Raw genomic sequence first — 19,000 nt, 5'->3', positions numbered from 1 at the left:
GCGAGGCAAGCTCGCTCCTACAGAGGCTGTGTGCGTTGCGCAATCACCATCACATTGCGCGGCGTCAGGCTGCTGTCGCAAAACTCGCCTACGTGCACGTCATAACCGTGCTCTTGCAGGTACAACGCCCGGTCCAGCACCAGCCACAGTTCCAGCGGGCGGCGGAACAGGCCGCGTACCAACTCCAGATTGCGCACGTGCGCCAACCGCTCCCAGCCCGCCGCTTCAAGCGCTGCCCAGTCTTCTGTCCCGGTTGTGGATAAGTTCTTCAACGCCGCCAAGTCTTCGCAGTATTGGGCAAACGGCTTGTTCAACCAGGCGCTGGGTAGCGAGGGTGTGGATAAGTATTCATCGCACTGACGCAATTGGCGTTGCAGCCCATCAAACCCCAAACGCCGTGCCATCGACTCATCGCGCTGGCGCCGCACGCGGCTGCCGGCGGTCACGGTTTCGCTCATCGGCAAGCTCAGGTCTTCCAGCGATAATTGCAAAGCCGAGGCCTTGGCGGCTGTGGATAACGCCGCGTAGTGCGGCGCGCTGATGCGGTTGTAACAGCACGGCGATAGGGCAAGTTGTGCACAGCTTGCCGCGCTGGCCAGTTGCAGCAGGCGCACGTGCAAATCGCCGCAGGCATGCAGGGCCACGGGGGTCATGCCGGGTTGCAACTCCAGCGCCGCCATCACGTCCTGTTGCACATGCCGGGCATTGAGCCGATGCCGCTGGCTGAGCGCCAAACCGGCTTCGACCAGCGCCGGGTCGTATTCCAGGCACGTCAGTTGCTGTTCGGCGCTTAATAAGCGGCGGCCCAAATGGCCTTTGCCAGAGCACCAGTCCAGCCAGTGCGTGGGGGGCCGCTTAAACGTCAGGCTTTGTGCGAAGGCTTCGATTTGCTGCCATTTGCGCCCCGGTACATCCACCTGCAAGCGCGGCGCGGCTGGCGCCAGGGCCTGAACGGGTAAACGCTCAAGGCGGCTCAGTGCAAGGGCGGTGGCTGCCAGTGTCGCGAACGGGGCGGGGGCGCCTAGCTGATGTGGCTGGTTATGGCTGGCTTCAGCGTCGTGCAACGAGCGCTGGCGCAACCATTGGGACAGTTCAGGATGGTGGGCTTCCCACGGCATATTCAGCTGCGTGAATGGCCGTGGGCGCCACAGCGACTGGTGCTCACGTAAAAACGCGTCCAGTGCCTCAAAGCGGGCGAGCAGTTGCTCGCCCTCAAGGTTAACGGCCTTGGCAGGCATCGACGCGCAACCAGCGCTCCAGCAGTTTGAACCCCTGGATCAGCACAAACGACATGACCAGGTAGATCACCCCGGCGATCAGGAACATGTCCACCGTCTGGTAGTTGCGGGCGATGATGGTGCGGGTCATGCCGGTCAGTTCCAGCAAGGTCACGGTACTCGCCAGCGAGCTGGCCTTGAGCATCAGGATCACCTCGTTGCTGTACGCCGGCAGGCCGATGCGTGCAGCACGCGGCAGCACGATGTGCAGCAAGGTTTTACCGCGTGACATGCCCAGGGCACGGGCCGCTTCGATTTCACCCGGCGGGATGGCCTGGATCGCACCGCGCAGGATCTCGGCGATGTAGGCGGCCGTGTGCAGGGTCATGGTGAGTACCGCACACCAGAACGGGTCGCGCAGGTATGGCCACAACACGCTTTCACGCACCGCTTCAAATTGCCCCAGCCCGTAATACACCAGAAACAGCTGGATCAGCAGCGGTGTGCCGCGAAAGAAAAAGATATAGCCGTAAGGCAGCGAGCGCACGTACCACAGCTTGGAGGAGCGGGCGATGCCCAGCGGAATGGCCACGATCAAACCGGCGATGACCGACAGTGCCGTCAGCTCCAGTGTCAGGGTCGCGCCCTGAATCAGCTTGGGCAGCCACTTGATGAAGAGTTCCCACACCAGCATTACGTTCTCCTCACGAAGCCGCGTGCGGCGCGTTTCTCAAGCACGTGCAGGGTGCCCATGGCCAAGATGGTCAGGCCCAGGTACATCACGGCAGCCACCATGTAGAAGGTGAAGGGGTGTTTGGCGAAGGTCACGGCGTTTTGCGCCTGACGCATGATTTCTTCCAGGCCGATGACCGAGACCAGCGCGGTGTCTTTCATCAGGATCATGAACAGGTTGCCCAGACCGGGCAGGGCGATACGCCACATTTGTGGCAGCACCAGCTTGGTGAAAATGCGCGGCTTGGACAGACCCAATGCCATGCCCGCTTCGCGGTGGCCTTTGGGGATGGCCAAAATGGCGCCACGAAACACTTCGGTCGCATACGCGCCAAAGCACAGGCCCAGCGCGATAACACCGGCAGCGAAGGCGCTGAGGGTGAGGTCGGGCATGCCGATCAGTTCGCCGAGGCCGCGTACCGCATTGACGCTGCCGAAGTAAATCAGCAACACCCAGAGCAGTTCCGGCACGCCGCGAACCAGCGTTGAATAAGTGCCACCGAGCCATTTAAGCGGCTTGTACGGCGAAGTTTTGGCCAATGCACCGAGCAGGCCGAGCACCAGGCCCAGACACAGCGCAGTGAGTGCCAGTTTGACGGTCATCAGTGCGCCAGCGGCAAGCGCCGGGCCGAATCCGTATAAATCGATAGTCATGGGTTAGGCAGGCTTTGCTAGGGACCGGTGCTGCGCAGGCAGCACCGGTCAGGCAGGTCAGTAGATGCTGAACGGGAAGTACTTGTCGTTGATCTTCTTGTAGGTGCCGTCTTCAACGATTTCCTTGAGGGCGAGGTTCAGCTTGGCGCGCAGTTCGTTGTCGCCTTTGCGCAGAGCAATGCCGACCTTGTCGTCTTCGTTGACCGGCTCACCCTTGAACTCATAAGCCTGGCCTGCCTCGCTTTTGAGCCAGTCGTAGTTGGCGTATTTGTCAGCCAGCAATGCATCGACACGGCCCGAAATCAGGTCAAGGTAGGCGTTTTCCTGGGTGTCATACAAAGAAATTTTGCCGCCCACGTTGTCTTCAAGCCAGGTTGCGGCCTGGGTAGAACGCTGGGTGCCTAGTGCTTTGCCCTTGAGTGAAGCGATGTCGGTTTTGAAGTCGACTTTTTTTGGAGCAATGAACTGCTGTTTATTGGAGTAGTACGGGTCGGTGAAATCGACTGCTTGCTTGCGCTCGTCAGTGATCGACAGTGACGACACGATGAAATCGAACTTTTTGCCATTCAGCGCCGGGATGATGCCGTCCCAATCGGAGGTGACGATCTCGCACTCGGCTTTCATCTTCGCGCACAGGGCCATGGCAATATCCGGGTCAAAACCGACTACCTCGCCACTGGCGTTCTTGTTATTGAACGGAGGGTAAGCGCCCTCAATACCGACTTTGTACTTATCAACAGCCAAGGCATTAGCACTGAACACCAAAGTGGCGGCAGCAGCCAGGAGAAGTTTTTTATAGTTCTGCATTCGTATTGCTCCGTTAGCGATTGCTGGACATGAATTGTTTGCAGCGCGCTGAGACCGGGTTATCAAACACCTGGTCAGGCGATCCTTGCTCTTCGATCAGGCCTTGGTGCAAAAACACGACTTCGCTGGACACCTGACGGGCAAAGCCCATTTCGTGGGTGACCATGAGCATAGTGCGACCTTCTTCGGCGAGCGCGCGGATCACACTAAGTACTTCCTGGACCATTTCCGGGTCAAGGGCTGATGTGGGCTCATCGAACAGGATCACTTTAGGTTGCATGGCCAGCGTACGGGCGATGGCGGCACGTTGCTGCTGGCCACCGGACAGTTCCGACGGGTAGGCATGGCGTTTATCAGCGATGCCTACCTTGGCTAGCAGCGCTTCGGCCACTTCGATGGCCTCGGCCTTGCTCTGGCCCAGCACGCGGCGTGGCGCCTCGATGATGTTGTCGAGGATGGTCATGTGTGGCCACAGGTTAAAGTTTTGAAACACAAAACCCAGTTCGCTGCGCATGCGGTTGATTTGTTTGCCATCGGCGGCAACCAGTTCACCCGATTTGGCTTTTTTGAGTTTGAGCTCTTCACCGGCTACGAGGATCTGGCCCTCGTGCGGGTTTTCCAACAGGTTGATACAGCGCAGCAGAGTGGACTTGCCGGAACCGGAAGAACCCAGGATCGAGATCACGTCGCCGTCGCGTGCGGTCAGCGAGATACCTTTAAGCACCTCAAGCTCGCCGTAGCGTTTATGCAAATTGCGGATTTCAAGCGCGGGCGTGGCCAAAGCCATGTGCGGTCCTCATTGTGTTCGGGTGCGATCCTGCTATTGGGCGGCCTTCCTGGCGAGGGCCAAGCTAGCATAGGGTCGCCAAGGCAACCAGCCGCACCACCAGCCCAAAAGGCACGAGTGTGGTCGTTTGTCGCATCGCGATAGAAGACTGTCGCGCCGACAACAACCAAGCCCCGTATTTTGCCGTTCGGCCAGAGAGGTGTCGCGTAAAAAAGGTCGCGATGTTGCCAGTTTTGGCCCTGTGTTGGAAGCACGAACCTACTAAAGGTCAAAGATGCGCACCGGTTTAGGGCCAGATGGGTAGATTTGCTTTTTTTTGGTGCGCGAGTTTCCCTGTAACTGAGTGTTACGGTAACAAATAGGCAAAAAGCCATTACGCTCAACAGGTTACAAACACATCGCAAATGCCTTACAGGCCGCACAAACCGTGCACCTGTCACATTTTGGCTCATTTATTGCGTAAATAATTCTAAACGCCCCGTTGGTTACTTTTTACGAGAAGGTAATCAAGCGCGGCGCTCGGAATGGCTTTCACTGCAAAGGTAGTCCCAATGAGCAATACACAAACCTCTAACGGCCTGGAGCAAGGGCTCAAGCCACGGCATGTGACCATGCTGTCTATCGCGGGGGTCATCGGTGCCGGCTTGTTCGTCGGCTCCGGACACGCGATTGCCCAGGCGGGCCCTGCCGTGCTGCTGGCCTACGCCGCAGCAGGCACGTTAGTGGTGTTGGTGATGCGCATGCTGGCCGAAATGGCCGTCGCTTCGCCGGACACCGGTTCATTCTCCACCTACGCCGACCGTGCCATCGGGCACTGGGCCGGTTTCACCATCGGCTGGCTGTACTGGTGGTTCTGGGTGTTGGTTATCCCGCTGGAAGCGGTGGCGGCCGGCACCATCCTGCATGCCTGGTTCCCGGGCGTGGAGATCTGGGTGTTTACCCTGGTCATCACCTTGTTGCTGACCATCACCAATCTGTTCAGCGTCAAGAACTACGGCGAGTTCGAGTTCTGGTTTGCGCTGGTCAAAGTGCTGGCGATCGTGGGCTTCATTGGCTTGGGCCTTGCGGCCATCTTCGGCCTGCTGCCCACCAGCGGCGTCAGCGGTGTGTCGCACCTGGTCGACACCATCGGCTTTATGCCTAACGGCATGGGCGCTGTACTGGCCGCCATGCTGACCACCATGTTCTCGTTCATGGGTACCGAAATCGTCACGATTGCGGCGGCGGAATCCAAAGACCCGAGCAAGCAAATCACCAAGGCCACCAACTCGGTGATCTGGCGGATTGGCTTGTTCTACCTGGTGTCGATCTTCATCGTTGTGGCCCTGGTGCCATGGAACGACCCAAGCCTGGCCAGCGTTGGCTCTTATCAGACTGCGCTGGTCAGCATGGGCATCCCGAATGCCAAGCTGATCGTTGATATCGTGGTTCTGATCGCGGTCACCAGTTGCCTGAACTCGGCGCTCTACACCGCTTCGCGCATGCTCTTCTCCCTGAGCAAACGCGGTGACGCACCGGCCGCGGCCAAGCGCACCAACGCCAGCGGCACGCCTTACTGGGCCGTCATGATGTCCACCGGCGCAGCCTTCGTGGCCGTGTTTGCCAACTACGTGGCGCCTGCTGCGGTGTTTGAATTCCTGCTCGCCAGCTCCGGCGCCATCGCGCTGCTGGTGTACCTGGTGATCGCGGTATCGCAACTGCGCATGCGCAAAAAGCGCACCGAAAAGGGCGAGAAAATCGAGTTCAAAATGTGGCTGTTCCCGGGCCTGACCTGGGCGGTGATCGTGTTTATCGTGGCCATTTTGACCATCATGCTGTTCCAGCCAGAGCATCAGGCTGAAATCATGGCCACCGGCCTGTTGAGCATTTTGGTGGTGGCGGCGGGCCTGTTGGTCACACGTCGTCGCAGTGCAGAGAAAGCGGGGGCATCGGTACTTAACTGAGGCCAGGACGGCCCTCAACGTTGAGTCCAGAAAAAGGCCGCCATCGTTCGCGATGGCGGCCTTTTTTGTGGGCGTTACAACCGTGTGCGGTCAGCTGATTTTAGGCACCGTAAAGCGGAACTCGCTGCCTTCGCCCGGCGTACTCTCGGCCAGCAACTGGCCACCGTGGGCCTTGATGATGCCCTGTGAGATGTACAGCCCAAGGCCAGTGCCCGAAGCGTTGCCTTCTTTGGCCGTCCAGTAACGGTCGAAGATATGCGGCAGTTGTTCGGCGGGGATGCCTTTGCCGGAGTCACGCACGCTGAACACGATGTCATCGCCGTTGGACATGGCCGCCACCACGATTTTGCCGTCGGCCGGGGTGAACTTGATCGCGTTGCTGATCAGGTTGGACAGCACCTGGAACAAGCGCTCAGGGTCGGCGTGGATCTGCAGGTCGGGCTCGGCGTGAAAGGTCAGCTCTACCTGCTTTTCGCTCGCCAGCGGCATCAGCAGCGACAGGGCCTCTTCAAAAATCTGCGTCACGTCCAGAGACTGCGCCGAGATCGTGTAGCGGCCCGCCTCGATCTTGGAGGTGTCGAGCAAGTCTTCCAGCAGGATGTTCATGCGGCTGCTGGCCTGCTGCATGGTGTCGATGGCCGTGGTGATGCGCCTGGACGCGTGCGAGCCGTCGCTGCTGAAGGTCTTTTGCATCATCCCGCAGAGCATCGAAATGATCGTCATGGGGTTGCGCAAGTCGTGGGACACCACGGCCACCAGCTCGTCCCGTGCCCGCACCGCCTGTTGCTCGCGACGCACCTGGCGGGCCAGGTCATTTTCCAGCGCCGAGCGCCTCAGGTCATTGGCAGCGAACAGGTCACCATGGCTCCATTTGGTCGAAATACCGTCCATTTCGACTTTCCACAGCTCGAACGAAGTCCGCGGGCTCAGGCGCAAACCGGTCTCGCTCGACTCCAGATTGAGCGGCTTTCTCGGGTCGCCGCTCCAGGGAATGCTCTCTTTGACCTCGGTGCGAAACCACAGCACGCCATTGTCCACGGGCTTGGGCAGGCTCATGGCCAACAGGCCGCTGGCAATGTCCTTGTAGTCTGCTGCCGGGGCGAACAGCGTGGACAGGTTATGGGTGGAGAACACGGGCGCATCGTTCTGTTTGAACCATTGGTACAGCTCACGAATCTGCTCGGGCTTGGGGCACTGGCCATAACGGTGCAGCACGTTGTCTTCAAGAATGGCCACGCCGCTGGCCTGGGTCAGGTCCATGAGCAAGGCGTGTTCTTGCGCCAGGCCGTCGAAGACGTTTTCCGGGCCTTGCACCATCGCGCTGTTGAGGCGCACCAAGGCGTCCATTTTGGCTTCACGCTGGCGGCTGATCTCCAGGGTTTGCAAGGCGCTGATTTGCAGCGACAGCACCTGGCCGATGGTCTGGCAGGCCATGCGTAGCTCGTGCGGCACGTGCAGCGGCGTGCGGTGGCCGCAACTGATCAGGCCCCACAAGCGGTCGCCATCCATGAGTGAGATGCTCATGGACGACAGCACGCCCATGTTCTTCATGTACTGGCAGTGAATCGGCGACACACTGCGCAACGTCGCCCCGCTGAGGTCCAGCGGTTGCTGCGTGTCGGGGCGCAATCGGGGCACCAGCTCAACCGGTGTGTAGTCAGCATTCGGGATAATGCGCAACCAATGCGTGCGGTACAGCTCGCGGGCCTGCTCCGGAATGTCCGAGGCCGGAAAGAACATGCCCTTGAACAGCTCCATCGACGGCGACGAGGCCTCGGCGATCACCTGGCCGTGGCCCTCTTCCTGGAAGCGATAAATCAGCACCCGGTCATACCCGGTCAGTGCCTGGATCTCCTTGACGCAAATGTCGTACAGCGCAGGCAGCGTCTTGGCGGCTTGCAGGCTTTGCAGCACGCGGCTCAGGTTGCGGATCTTGGCCATGGTGCCCACCAGCGCAGCCTGATCGGGCTTAAGTTCAAGCTCCAGAATCAGCAGGCCGTTATCTCTGTGTAGCAGACCTTCGTAGGCAATGCCTTGCAGAGTCAGCTCCAGGGGCGGCACATCGACCTGCCCGGCGAACTGCGCCGCTTGCTCAACGATGACCGACGCCTGCGGGCCGGTCAGGGTCGCCAGCGGCTGATCCAACAGCGCAGCCGGTGCCAGGCCGAACAAGTTTTCGACGTTGGCGCTGATCTGCTGGATGTGCAGGTCCGGCTCGGACAAGGTCAGCAGCAGGCCGTGGGGCTGAATGGCACCCGGAAAGCGAATCGGCTCGTCGGCGCAATTGGCCAACAGGGTTTCAAAGGTTTGCGTATCTAATGGGGTCATAACAACACCTCCTGGCGTTCGAGCCAGCGCTCGAAACAGCTAAAAGTGGAACAGGCAGCGTTGACGGCTTCATCGCATCCTTGGGCGTCCAGTTGAACGTCGCTCAGAAATTCCAGAAAAGACTTCCACTGGCGGCCAGTGGCTTCGCCATACACGTAAAGAAAAGCGCACCCGTTGTGGGCGTCCAGGCCCAGGTGTTCAGCGATTCGTTTACGCAACACATTGCCGCCCAAGGTTGCCCCTTCAAGCACATACAACACCCCGAGTACGCTGCCCTGGCTGTTCATGGCCGGCAGGGTAGGGCACTGTGCCAAGGTGCCAGGGTTGATGTTCAAAGCCTGGAGGTCTTGCTCCAGAGCGGGGGTCTTGAGCCTGGCGTGCAGATCAAAGCCCGGCGGGATCCATGCACTGTGTGAGAGTGCGTCTTCTATCGCCTGATAAAACCCGTAATAGGCTGCCAGTAAACGTGTGTAGAGCCCCGTATCAAGGCTGTCCGAGAAAAACGGCAAGCGCTTCTCCAGGGCGACATGCAGGGTGTGAGTACCAGAACGTAACTCGGCCAAAACCGAAGGCAGTGATGGGGTAAGCGTGTCATGTGGCATGCGGTGTTACGGGGCTCTCTGTGTGCGCTTATGAAAAGGCGCTCATGTCTGTTTGAATGCACCGTGTGTAAAAAGTGCAATTATTTTGCTAGCAGGTTAGCAGTTGGTTTTTTGTAGGAAGCGTCTTAACTGCACACAGGAACGTTTTTTTTGTCGACAGAGAGGTACTCATGCTGGAACTACGCCCCAGTTGCGAATGTTGTGATTTGGACCTGCCGCCAGACTCTGCTCAAGCACGGATTTGCTCGTTCGAATGCACGTTTTGTGCGGCGTGCGTTGAACAGAAACTGGGCGGCATCTGCCCTAACTGTGAAGGCGAGCTGTTGCCGCGCCCACGCCGCCCCGCGAGCAAACTAGCAAACAACCCGCCGTCGACAGCGCGGGTGTACAAGCCCGACGGGTGTTTTGCCCGGTGAGGTTTAAGTAAGGCTATTCACTGTGTAGGAGCGAGCTTGTCTCGCGATCTTTAAAGTGCTCAAAAGATCGCGAGACAAGCTCGCTCCTACAGATAGTCCTTCGATCCGGACCCCGTGTAGTAGGGCGTGGGCCTGCTCAATTCGTGACGCAGTGCGTCAAACTTTGAAAAGGCCTGATAGAAAAGCCATATACAGCGAAGGTTGGATTCCCCCCCTTTTCTAAATTCGTTTGCTCGCAGCGGGTGTTTACGCGTCGTGTATCAGCGAGTCGACCGTCGCTTTGGCCGCGCGCAGGGCGTGGCACAGCAGGAAAGCTTGATGGGCGTCGATCAGGGCAGTGCCGGTGGCTACGGCGTCCAGTGAGTGAGCGGCGGCAGACAGCAGTTCCGAGGCGCTGTGCAATGCATCGGCAGCGGGGATGTCGGGCGTGACGCTGAACAGCAAATGGTCGCGACCGGTTTCATGGAAAGCGAGGGCGGTGGTGTGGGATTGGGTCATGCATTTCTCCAACTTTTTGAGTAAGAGCTGACACGATCCTTCCTACGGGATTGGGTGGCAGCCATGTGCGGGGTAGGAATACCGGGAAAGTTGGCACCCGGCCAGACCGAAGTCTGCCCGCACACAGCTGCCATAGAGCGTTATCTCAGGCATAAAAAAACGCCGGAGATACAGTCTTGGGCGCTACGCGCCAACTTTTATCGGGTTCCTACACCCGGCCACGGGATTGACCGCGACGCAGCGGACTCTAACGTTCACACCCGCTATTGGCAATAGGCCCAAAAGCCCCTCACCCCAACCCTCTCCCGGAGGGCCGAGGGAGCTTTATCGGGGTGTTCTCAGGTTCAGTGCAAGAGCTTCAGATTGCCAACGTCCTTCAGCATCCCCCCAATCAGTCCCCTCTCCCTCCGGGAGTGTATGGACCGGGGACATAGCGAACACTTTGTTCGGAGACATAGCGAACAGTTAACGAAGCTTTTTCCCTGATATTACAACCCCGGTCACTCTGTCAATTTGCGCAATACGATGGCTTCCCCAGAAGACATCGTATTGCCCATCTTCAATACCCTCTTGTACACCTACACGCTCGCCTTTAAAGCCTTTACCGAGCCTCCAGGGCTGACCCTGCCAGTAGATCTCACCTTTAGCCTGCACCTTTCGCACATGAAGCTCAGCACCGTACTCGATGGCAGGTAGCACCTCCTGATACTCCCGTGCGCTGGGCGTATAGCGAGACGCTGGTACCTGCATGCCTATGCCACCGTGCGGGCGCTCGTAGTTGTAGATCTTGCGCCATTCATCCAGCGTGAACTGCGCGCTGGGCAGGTCAATCAGACACAAGCCCTTAAAAACCTCCCTGATCATGCTGCGATGCTGTCTTTCCAGCTTGCCCTGCGTTTGAGGGTGGTAGGGGCGTGAGTGGCTCACCCTTACGCCCTGACGCATGATCCAGATTTCCAGCCCTGTATACGCATCAGGCTCGTCGCCCCACGGCGCCCCGTTGTCCATCGTCATGCGCTCAGGTAGCCCGTAATGGCGAAACGCATTGATCAAATGGGCCTGTACGGTACTGCGCTGCTCGTTGCCACAGGCGGCGATAGTTAAAAAGAAACGCGAGTGGTCATCCAGAAGTGTCAATGGATGGCAGCGACCCGTACGCATGGGCACATGGCCTTTAAAGTCCATTTGCCACAGATCATTGGGCTGCTCGTGTTCAAATCTGATGAATGGTTTGACTAGACCTGCATGAGGGTCGATGCGCTCATTACGCTTGAGAATGGCATGAACCGTACTGGCTGCAGGCATGTTGTTGCCGCGCCGCTCAAGGCATCCCTTGATCTTGCGCGCCCCCCAGCCGGTGTGCTCGATATTAAGCGCCAGTATCTGCTTCTCAGACTCGTGAGCAGTTCGATTAGGCGAACTGTGGGGTCGACGGGACCGATTTATCAGCCCGTCTTTACCCTCACATTGGAAACGCTTGAGCCATTTATAAGCAGTGGTGCGGCCGATATTGAAGTGCTCGCACAATGCTTTGATGTTAGCGCCCTCAGCCAAAGCCAAGGCGACGAATTCGAGACGAAGATCCACTGCGGACACCTCTTTCCAGGACACATCACACCTCCTAAGGGGTCAATGTGTCCTATTAAAAGTGTTCGCGATGTCTCCGAACATTGTGTTCGCTATGTCCCCGGTCCATACAGGGAGAGGGCTAGGGTGAGGGCGCTTTAAAGGAACACACCCGCCCCGGCATCCCCGCCGCCAATTCCCCTTGTCGCAACCATTGCAACGCAATCGGCCACAACGTGGACTGAAAACGGCTATGAAAAAACGCGAAATGCCCAATGGCCGCTTCGCCGATTTCTTGTGGGTCTATGCGCAAGTGCGTACGCGGGCTGGCGCTGAAATGGCTCAGCAAGCGCTCAGTGGCTGCCACTGTGCCAAAGGGGTCGTCGCTAAGGCTGATGGCGAGGGTGTTGGCCGTCACCGATGAAAAGGGCAGGGTAGCCCGTTTGCGTGCGCTGGGCAGCTGCTCGTAGCGCGTGCCCAGGCCGCACCAGTCGCCAACCACGCCTGCCGGGGTGTCTTCGAGCCAGCCCAGGCGTTTGCCCGGGAAGTAGCCGCACACCCGCGTCAGCAGCGGCATCACCCCATGCCATTTGGCGAGCATGGACCAGCGCTGTTCAGCCGCATAGTCGCGCCAGTGGGCAAACTGCGCGCCCACCGTCACCAGATTGCGGATCACCGCCCCGGACGCCCCCAGGCCCGCTGCACAGCCGCCAAAGCTGTGACCGACCACATCGACAGGTTGGCCGGGGTAGTCGCGCTGTGCGCGCTGGAGCAAGGCTTCAAAGTCGAGCGCGCCCCAATCCGACCATGAGGCTTGAAACCCGCGCAGCGATCCGGCACGAGAAACCCCGATGCCCCGGTAATCAAACAGCATCACGTCCAGCCCATGGCTAAACAGGTACTCAGCAAAGCGCGAGTAATACGTGCAGCGCACCGACGTCGCGGCGTTGAGGATCACCACTGCCCGCGTCGGGTCGCCAGCGCCATGGCGCCACTCAACACCGCCCAGCACATAACCGTCAGCGGCGGGCTCGGTAAACGCCCGGCTGACAGGTGGGGTCAGCGCTGCGGTCAGTGCGCGCTCCGGGTGTTGCGCTCTTGCAGCAAGCGCGAGGCCTCGACATAGGCTTTCTGGAAGGCCGGTGTTTCGATCCAGGCCACGGCGCTGTCTTCGTCATCGCCGTGAATGGCAATGCGGTACTCGATCAACAAGCCCATCAGGAAGTCCGTGGCGCTGTCTTCTTCCTCTTCGGAAATCACCAGCTCCAGCACCGGGTACTGCAGGAACACCGTGCACATCGCTTGCAGGTTAATGGCCTCGGCGGCCTTCATGACCTGGAACAGATCATCGTAATCGGCCGGGTCAAAACCGTTGTCGAGGATGTCCTGGAAGTTAAACGTGCTCAGATCGATTTTGACGTCATCGAACGGATGATCCATCAAGCTGCTGGCCGACGTTTTGGCCGGCTTGCCGATGCGGTTCTGCTTGGCCTTGGATTTGGCCCGCTGCGCATTCTTTTGCTGTTTTTTAGGCGATGACATTAAAAGGGTGTGTCCTTGCAGGCTGAAGAGAGGATTGAACCTCATCTCTTTGCAATCGCCAAGAGAGGTGGCGCTTACGGATAAAAATCGCGCGCAACAAAAAACCCGCACTAGGCGGGTTTTTTGTGTGCTTTGGCGTGGCGTGAACACCACATCAAAGCTGAATGTGGTGCCCAGAGACGGAATCGAACCGCCGACACGGGGATTTTCAATCCCCTGCTCTACCGACTGAGCTATCTGGGCAACGGGGCGCATTAGAAGCTTTTTCCGAGGATCCGTCAAACACTTTTTTCAAAAAATTTTAATTATTACCGTCGCTTACGGACCAAACCCTTTAAAACCGGGGTTTACTCGCTCGGCGGAACGTAGCCTTCTGCTTTGGCATATTCTTCACCGCTGAAGAACTTATCCATCTCGCCCTGCAAATATTTTCGATCTTCGGCGTTCATCATGTTCAAACGCTTCTCGTTGATCAGCAAGGTTTGGTGTTTTTGCCAGTCAGCCCAGGCTTTGGCCGAGACGTGGTCGAAAATGTCCTGACCTTTGGCGCCCGGGAATGGGGCGCGCTCGAGGGCGGGCAGTTCTTCTTTGTATTTGCGGCACATGAGGGTGCGGGTCATGAGGTCTCTCCTGCGTGGATTAGGTCGGCTGCGCGTTTGAGCAGCTTCTTCACCGGGGCAGCAAGGCCCAGGCGCGGCGGGGTGGCGAGGTTATACCAGAGCCAGTCAGCCTCGGCCACGTGATGGCCAGCTTCCTGAACCTGGATCAACCAGGGCTCAATGGCCAGTTGGAAGTGGCTGAAGGTGTGGGTCAGGCCGGGCAGTTCGTGATGTTCGCCCAGGGCCAGCGCGTGTTGCTGGGCCAGCGACTCGATGTCATTGAAGTCGTCCAGCTCGGGCAGGCTCCACAGGCCGCCCCACAAACCGGTCGACGGGCGGCGGTAAAGCAGAATCTCGCCGTCGGCGTTGGCCAGCATCGGCATCAGCGTGCGCTTTTGCGGGATGGTTTTGCGCGGCTTGGGGATCGGGTAGCGCGTTTCGAGGCCGAGCATGTGCGCTTCGCAGTGCGTTTCCAGCGGGCACAGCAGGCAGCTGGGCTTGCTGCGGGTACACAGCGTGGCGCCCATGTCCATCATCGCCTGGGTGTAGGCGTTGACCCGGTCATAGGGCGTGAAGCGCTCGGCGGTGGCCCACAGCTGTTTGGCGACCTTGGGCTCGCCCGGGTAGCCTTCTTGCGCGGTAAAGCGGGCCAGCACCCGTTTGACGTTGCCGTCGAGGATCGGCGCGCGCAGGCCCATGCTCAGGCTGGCAATCGCCCCGGCGGTAGACAGGCCAATGCCGGGCAGTTCGACCAGTTTTTCAACGTCACGCGGGAATTCGCCGCCGTATTGCTCGACGACGATCTTTGCGGTCTTTTGCAAATTGCGGGCGCGGGTGTAGTAGCCCAGGCCGGTCCACAGGTGCAGCACTTCGTCTTCGGGGGCTGCGGCCAAGGCTTCGACCGTTGGCAGTGAGGCCATAAAGCGGTCGAAGTAGTTGAGCACGGTGCTGACTTGAGTCTGCTGCAACATGATTTCCGAGACCCACACCCGGTAAGGGGTGATGCCCTGTTGCCAGGGCAAGTCGTGGCGGCCGTGGCGGTCATACCAATCGAGCACGGCACTTGCGAACTGCTCATCCCTCATCGTTTGAACAGCCCTTTGAGCGCGTCTTTGAGTTCGGGGCTGACTTTGTCTCCGAGTTTTTCTTCAAGTTTCTCGCTCAGTTTGTTGCCGGCGGCTTTAACGGCGACTTTGCCTAGGCCTTCTTTGTCCAGGCGGCAGGCCTTGGCGCCCAGTTCCAGCGGGCCACGGCAGCGCAAAGGCAGCTCGATGCCGACGAAGTTTTTGCCCACCTGGCACGCCGGGTCGGGCATGGGGCGGGTGTCGCCTTCGATGATGATGCCAATGCGGTAGTCCATGCCCAATACGCGCAGGTCGATGTCGCCATCGCCTTTGACGCTCAGGCCGGGAATGCGCACCACCAGGTCCTGGTTGCTGGCTACGCCGTTACGGAATACCAGGCTGCCCTTGAGTTCGTTGAAGGGCGTGTCTTTGCCCGGCGGGGCGCCGCTCAGGGTTTTGCGGTTGAGCGTGGAGATGGCTTTGCACAGTTGCTGTTCAATGTTGGCATTGAGCAGCACACCGTTGTTGAGGGCGAAGCTGGCGGTGCCGTTGAGGCTCTGGATCAGCGCGCTCTGGCTGTTGCCGCTGCCGGTCACGTTGCTGTTGAGGGTCAACAAACCGGTGACGGGTGATGTTTGCCCCTGGCTCTGGAGGATCTTCTCAACCGGCACATTGGTGATGCGGGTTTGCAGTTTGACCACCGGCAGCACCGGCTGCACATTCAGGCTGCCGTTGGCGGCAAACGTGCCTTTGTAGAGGCTGCCGCTGAGGTTTTCGAGGGTCAGCACACCGTCTTTGCTGTTGGCTTTGAGCGCCGCATTCTGAATGGGCAATTTGCTCAGGGTCAGTTGGCCAAAGCTGATGTCGGCGTTCAGGTCCAGGGTTTTCAGGCGCTCGACGGGGATGATTTTGGTGGTGCTCCAGCCGCTCTTGGTCGGTGCATCCGGCAGCGGGCTGTCACCCGAGGCGGTCAGCGCGCTGGCTTCGCTGCCTTGCACTTCGGCCTGACGCGCAGCCTTGGCGCCATTGGCTTCGGCTGATTTAGGCGGCAGGTAGCGATCAGCGTCGAACGTGTCGGCTTTGAGCTGAATACGCAGGGCTTGCTTGGCGAAGTCTTCGACGGCAATGCGGCCATTGAAGGTGCTGTCATCGAGGTTCAGCTTGAGGTCATCAAAGCTCACGCTAGTCGGCGTAGCGGAGAGCTGGGTGACCAGTTCGAACTTGCTCAGGCTGCCCGGCGCCATGGCAGGCAGGGTTTGGCCGATGCTGTCGAGGAACTTGGCCAGGTCGAGCTGGGCAATCGACAGGCCGCCGCTGATTTGCGGGGTTTTGTCGAGGCTGTTGGCCTTGAGTTCACCGAGGGCGCGCAGCTGGTTGGCAGAAATCTTCAAGCTGCTCCATTCGGCGACGTTCGCTGCCATATCAACCAAAAGCTGGCCTGAAGCGGAGAAGTTCATGGTTTTGCCTTGCAGCGGCTCGCCCGAGGCTTCGCCCACGATCTTCATGTCTTCAAGCTGATAGCGCTTGAGCACGCGGTCAAAGCGCAGCTTGCCGTCGAGTTCAGTCTTGACCCGCATCACTGGCTGGTTGGTGCCCAAAAAGGCGGTCAACTTGACCGGGATGCTGGTGGCCTCGTGAACCGGCCCGGTGCTCAGCTGGATGCTCTCGGCGCTGAACTGCTTGCCGGTCAGCTCGTCGCTGTATTCAACGCGGGCGTTGTTCACGGTCAGGCTGTCGATGTCGAGCTTGATCGGCTGGCTGGCGGTGTCTGCGGCAGCAGGCTTGGTGCTGTCGGTGGCGGCTGTTTCAGTGCCGGGCGCAGCGGGTGCAGGCTTGCCAATGTCTTCCCAGTTGCCGCGACCGTCTTTGTCGCGGGTCAGGTGCAGGTTCAGGCCTTCGACCCGAACGTCGCTCATTTGCACTTCTTTGCGCAGCAGCGGCAGCACGCGCACTGACAGGCCGAGCATTTGCAGGTCGGCAAAAGGCTGGTCGGGGGCTGTCAGGGTCGCCACGCTGGCGTCGTGCAGTTCCAGGCCAAGCCACGGGAAGAGGCTCCAACCGATGTCGCCATTGAGGGTTAGCTCAATGTGGGCTTTGTCACGGGCTATCTGGCGGATCTCGTCTTTGTAATCGTTGGGATCGAACAGGTGGCTGAGGGCAAAGCCCAGCGCCACGATGATCAGCAACAACCCGAGAAGCACCAGACCCAGGATTTTGCCGAACGCTTTCATGGGCGAGTCCTTGTAAGTCTGTTGTTAGGTGAGTTTCAAATTTAGCCGCTGAGTATAGCGCCACGCGATGACGGACTGGGGCGCGGATAGTGTCAGAACAGTTTGCGCATTAAAGACCGCATCAGCGAAGGCTTTGGCCTACGCTGAAGTGGTAATCTCCGTCCGTTTTCCAGGCCTTCCAGGGCGTAGTGTCTCGCCTTGATCTCAATCCTACAAAACGGCAGTGCGCTATACAGGCGCCAAAGTCGGGGATTGAGCGTACTTGGGGAACATTCCATCCATGGGGGAGATAACAATGACAACCAGTACTGTCGCGGGCAGCCCTGCCTCGCCACCTGCGTTTTTGTCCAAAGAACGCATCATCGCAAAACCCGGCTTCAACCGCTGGCTGGTTCCGCCCGCCGCGTTGGCCATTCACTTGTGCATCGGCATGGCCTACGGTTTTTCCGTGTTTTGGCTGCCATTGTCCAAAGCGGTCGGCATCACCCAAGCGGTTGCTTGCGCGCCGGACATGAGTTTTATCGCGCAGGTGTTCTCATCGCAATGCGACTGGCCGATCTCGATGCTCGGCTGGATCTACACCTTGTTCTTCATCTTTCTGGGCTGCTCGGCAGCGGTGTGGGGCGGTTGGCTGGAACATGCCGGGCCACGCAAGGCGGGTGTTGTATCGGCATTGTGCTGGTGCGGCGGCTTGCTGATTTCGGCGCTGGGCATTTATACCCACCAGATCTGGCTGATGTGGCTGGGTTCGGGGGTGATCGGCGGTATCGGCCTGGGCCTGGGGTACATCTCGCCCGTGTCGACGCTGATCAAGTGGTTCCCGGACAAACGCGGCATGGCCACCGGCATGGCGATCATGGGCTTCGGCGGCGGGGCCATGGTAGGTGCGCCGTTGGCGACAGCGCTGATGGGGCATTTTGCCGGTCCGGATGGCGTGGGCGTGTGGCAGAGCTTTGTGGCGATGGCGGCGATTTACTTCGTGTTCATGATCGGTGGTGCCTTGTCGTACCGCGTGCCGCCGACCGGCTGGAAGCCCGCAGGCTGGACGGCTTCGCCTAACAAGGTGGCCAACTCGATGATTACCAAGCGCCATGTGCACGTGAGCGTGGCCTGGAAAACACCGCAGTTTGCTTTGGTGTGGCTGGTGTTGTGCCTGAACGTGTCGGCCGGTATCGGCATTCTGGGCATGGCCTCGCCGTTGTTGCAGGAGGTGTTCGCCGGCAAGTTGCTGGGCAATGACCTGTCGTTCAGCCAGCTGGACGCTGCGCAACTGGGCCAGATCGCGGCCATCGCGGCCGGGTTCACCGGCTTGTTGAGCTTGTTCAACATTGGCGGGCGATTCTTTTGGGCGTCGTTCTCGGACTACCTGGGGCGTAAAAACACCTACTTTGTGTTCTTCGCGCTGGGCTTTGCGCTGTACGCGATGGTTCCCAACCTGGGGCATCTGGGCAACGTGTCGCTGTTTGTGGCGGCGTTCTGCATCATCTTGTCGATGTACGGCGGTGGTTTTGCCACGGTGCCGGCTTACTTGGCGGACTTGTTCGGCACGCAAATGGTCGGGGCCATTCACGGTCGCTTGCTGACCGCCTGGGCAGCGGCGGGCGTGCTGGGGCCGGTGTTGGTCAACTACCTGCGCGAGTACCAGTTGAGCATCGGGGTGCCGCGCGCGGCGGCCTATGACATCACCTTGTACATCCTTGCGGGCCTGCTGGTGCTGGGCTTTATCTGCAACCTGCTGGTGCGCCCGGTGGCCGACAAGTACTTCATGACCGACGCGCAACTGGCGGCTGAGCAAGCGCTGGGGCATGACAAAGGCGCCGATACGACGACCTCGCTGGAATGGAAAGCCGCGCCGGGCAGCCGTCCCTTGACCATTGCCGCGTGGTTGGCGGTGGGCATTCCCCTGTTGTGGGGTGTGTGGGTCACGGTGCAGAAAACAGCGGTGCTGTTTCACTAAAATCCGTGGTTAATCTGTAGGAGCGAGCTTGCCTCGCGATCTTTAAAGATCAAAAGA

The 19,000-nt window shown here is 59.3% G+C and carries 17 protein-coding genes and 1 tRNA gene; 3 read left to right on the top strand and 15 right to left on the bottom strand.

The genetic code is table 11. The annotated features are described in order from the left end of the window. Positions 1-17 precede the first annotated feature (17 nt). Genes ACJJU9_RS23755 through ACJJU9_RS23735 form a run of 5 tightly spaced genes read right to left on the bottom strand, consistent with a single transcriptional unit; the run spans position 18 to position 4,197 of the window. Entirely contained in the window at positions 18-1,238 is a 1,221-nt protein-coding gene (locus tag ACJJU9_RS23755) for a methyltransferase (protein WP_407729667.1), read from the bottom strand. Further along, the gene (locus tag ACJJU9_RS23750; protein WP_407729666.1) at positions 1,219-1,911 is read right to left on the bottom strand and encodes an ABC transporter permease; all 693 of its coding nucleotides are present in this window, start codon (positions 1,909-1,911) and stop codon (positions 1,219-1,221) included. Before ACJJU9_RS23750 ends, ACJJU9_RS23755 begins: the two co-directional genes overlap by 20 nt. Then, positions 1,911-2,603, bottom strand: a complete 693-nt coding sequence (locus tag ACJJU9_RS23745) for an ABC transporter permease (protein WP_048366817.1) — start codon at positions 2,601-2,603, stop codon at positions 1,911-1,913. Before ACJJU9_RS23745 ends, ACJJU9_RS23750 begins: the two co-directional genes overlap by 1 nt. A 57-nt stretch (positions 2,604-2,660) precedes the next feature. Then, on the bottom strand, positions 2,661-3,410 hold the full coding sequence (locus ACJJU9_RS23740) for an ABC transporter substrate-binding protein (RefSeq protein WP_407729665.1): 750 nt from the start codon (positions 3,408-3,410) through the stop codon (positions 2,661-2,663). A 13-nt stretch (positions 3,411-3,423) separates the two neighbouring features. After that, the gene (locus ACJJU9_RS23735; RefSeq protein WP_048366815.1) at positions 3,424-4,197 is read right to left on the bottom strand and encodes an ABC transporter ATP-binding protein; all 774 of its coding nucleotides are present in this window, start codon (positions 4,195-4,197) and stop codon (positions 3,424-3,426) included. Between the two features lie 551 nt (positions 4,198-4,748). On the opposite strand from ACJJU9_RS23735, the gene gabP reads away from it, so the two are divergent. Next, positions 4,749-6,140 carry a GABA permease gene (gene gabP, locus ACJJU9_RS23730; protein ID WP_048366814.1) on the top strand — a complete coding sequence of 464 codons (1,392 nt, stop codon included), beginning with the start codon at positions 4,749-4,751 and terminating at the stop codon, positions 6,138-6,140. Positions 6,141-6,230: 90 nt separating this feature from the next. On the opposite strand, the gene ACJJU9_RS23725 is transcribed toward gabP, so the two are convergent. Then, entirely contained in the window at positions 6,231-8,468 is a 2,238-nt protein-coding gene (locus ACJJU9_RS23725; protein ID WP_407729664.1) for an ATP-binding protein, read from the bottom strand. Continuing rightward, on the bottom strand, positions 8,465-9,070 hold the full coding sequence (locus ACJJU9_RS23720; RefSeq protein WP_407729663.1) for a biliverdin-producing heme oxygenase: 606 nt from the start codon (positions 9,068-9,070) through the stop codon (positions 8,465-8,467). The genes ACJJU9_RS23725 and ACJJU9_RS23720 overlap by 4 nt, the downstream gene beginning before the upstream one ends. 170 nt (positions 9,071-9,240) lie before the next feature. Between ACJJU9_RS23720 and ACJJU9_RS23715 the strand changes: the two genes are divergently transcribed. After that, positions 9,241-9,486: a DUF1272 domain-containing protein gene (locus tag ACJJU9_RS23715; RefSeq protein WP_082148605.1), complete on the top strand. Its 246-nt coding sequence runs from the start codon at positions 9,241-9,243 to the stop codon at positions 9,484-9,486. 246 nt (positions 9,487-9,732) lie between these two features. On the opposite strand, the gene ACJJU9_RS23710 is transcribed toward ACJJU9_RS23715, so the two are convergent. The 8 genes from ACJJU9_RS23710 to ACJJU9_RS23675 all read right to left on the bottom strand — a co-directional run bounded on the left by ACJJU9_RS23710 (position 9,733) and on the right by ACJJU9_RS23675 (position 16,986). After that, positions 9,733-9,984 carry a DUF3077 domain-containing protein gene (locus ACJJU9_RS23710; protein WP_407729662.1) on the bottom strand — a complete coding sequence of 84 codons (252 nt, stop codon included), beginning with the start codon at positions 9,982-9,984 and terminating at the stop codon, positions 9,733-9,735. A 465-nt stretch (positions 9,985-10,449) separates the two neighbouring features. Continuing rightward, positions 10,450-11,595 carry an IS481 family transposase gene (locus tag ACJJU9_RS23705; protein WP_407728679.1) on the bottom strand — a complete coding sequence of 382 codons (1,146 nt, stop codon included), beginning with the start codon at positions 11,593-11,595 and terminating at the stop codon, positions 10,450-10,452. A 97-nt stretch (positions 11,596-11,692) separates the two neighbouring features. Then, on the bottom strand, positions 11,693-12,562 hold the full coding sequence (locus ACJJU9_RS23700; protein ID WP_407729661.1) for an alpha/beta fold hydrolase: 870 nt from the start codon (positions 12,560-12,562) through the stop codon (positions 11,693-11,695). A 59-nt stretch (positions 12,563-12,621) separates the two neighbouring features. Then, a complete protein-coding gene (locus tag ACJJU9_RS23695; RefSeq protein WP_048366808.1) occupies positions 12,622-13,092 on the bottom strand; it encodes a hypothetical protein in 471 nt (156 codons plus the stop codon). Positions 13,093-13,259: 167 nt separating this feature from the next. Beyond that, a tRNA-Phe gene (locus ACJJU9_RS23690) sits at positions 13,260-13,335 on the bottom strand. A gap of 104 nt (positions 13,336-13,439) precedes the next feature. Further along, positions 13,440-13,712 (bottom strand): oxidative damage protection protein, encoded by a 273-nt coding sequence (locus ACJJU9_RS23685; RefSeq protein WP_048366799.1) that lies wholly within the window; start codon positions 13,710-13,712, stop codon positions 13,440-13,442. Next, complete coding sequence (mutY, locus tag ACJJU9_RS23680) at positions 13,709-14,776, bottom strand: A/G-specific adenine glycosylase (RefSeq protein WP_048366798.1); 1,068 nt, start codon at positions 14,774-14,776, stop codon at positions 13,709-13,711. The genes ACJJU9_RS23685 and mutY overlap by 4 nt, the downstream gene beginning before the upstream one ends. Then, entirely contained in the window at positions 14,773-16,986 is a 2,214-nt protein-coding gene (locus tag ACJJU9_RS23675) for an AsmA family protein (protein WP_407729660.1), read from the bottom strand. The genes mutY and ACJJU9_RS23675 overlap by 4 nt, the downstream gene beginning before the upstream one ends. A gap of 295 nt (positions 16,987-17,281) precedes the next feature. Here ACJJU9_RS23675 and ACJJU9_RS23670 point away from each other — a divergent pair, with 295 nt between their 5' ends. Then, entirely contained in the window at positions 17,282-18,943 is a 1,662-nt protein-coding gene (locus ACJJU9_RS23670; RefSeq protein WP_407729659.1) for an OFA family MFS transporter, read from the top strand. Positions 18,944-19,000 lie beyond the last annotated feature (57 nt).

Source organism: Pseudomonas helleri, assembly GCF_045830615.1.
In the GTDB taxonomy this organism is placed as follows: Bacteria; Pseudomonadota; Gammaproteobacteria; order Pseudomonadales; family Pseudomonadaceae; genus Aquipseudomonas; species Aquipseudomonas helleri.
The sequence above is the reverse complement of the archived record's forward strand: the minus strand, read 5'-3'. Positions and strand labels throughout refer to the sequence as shown.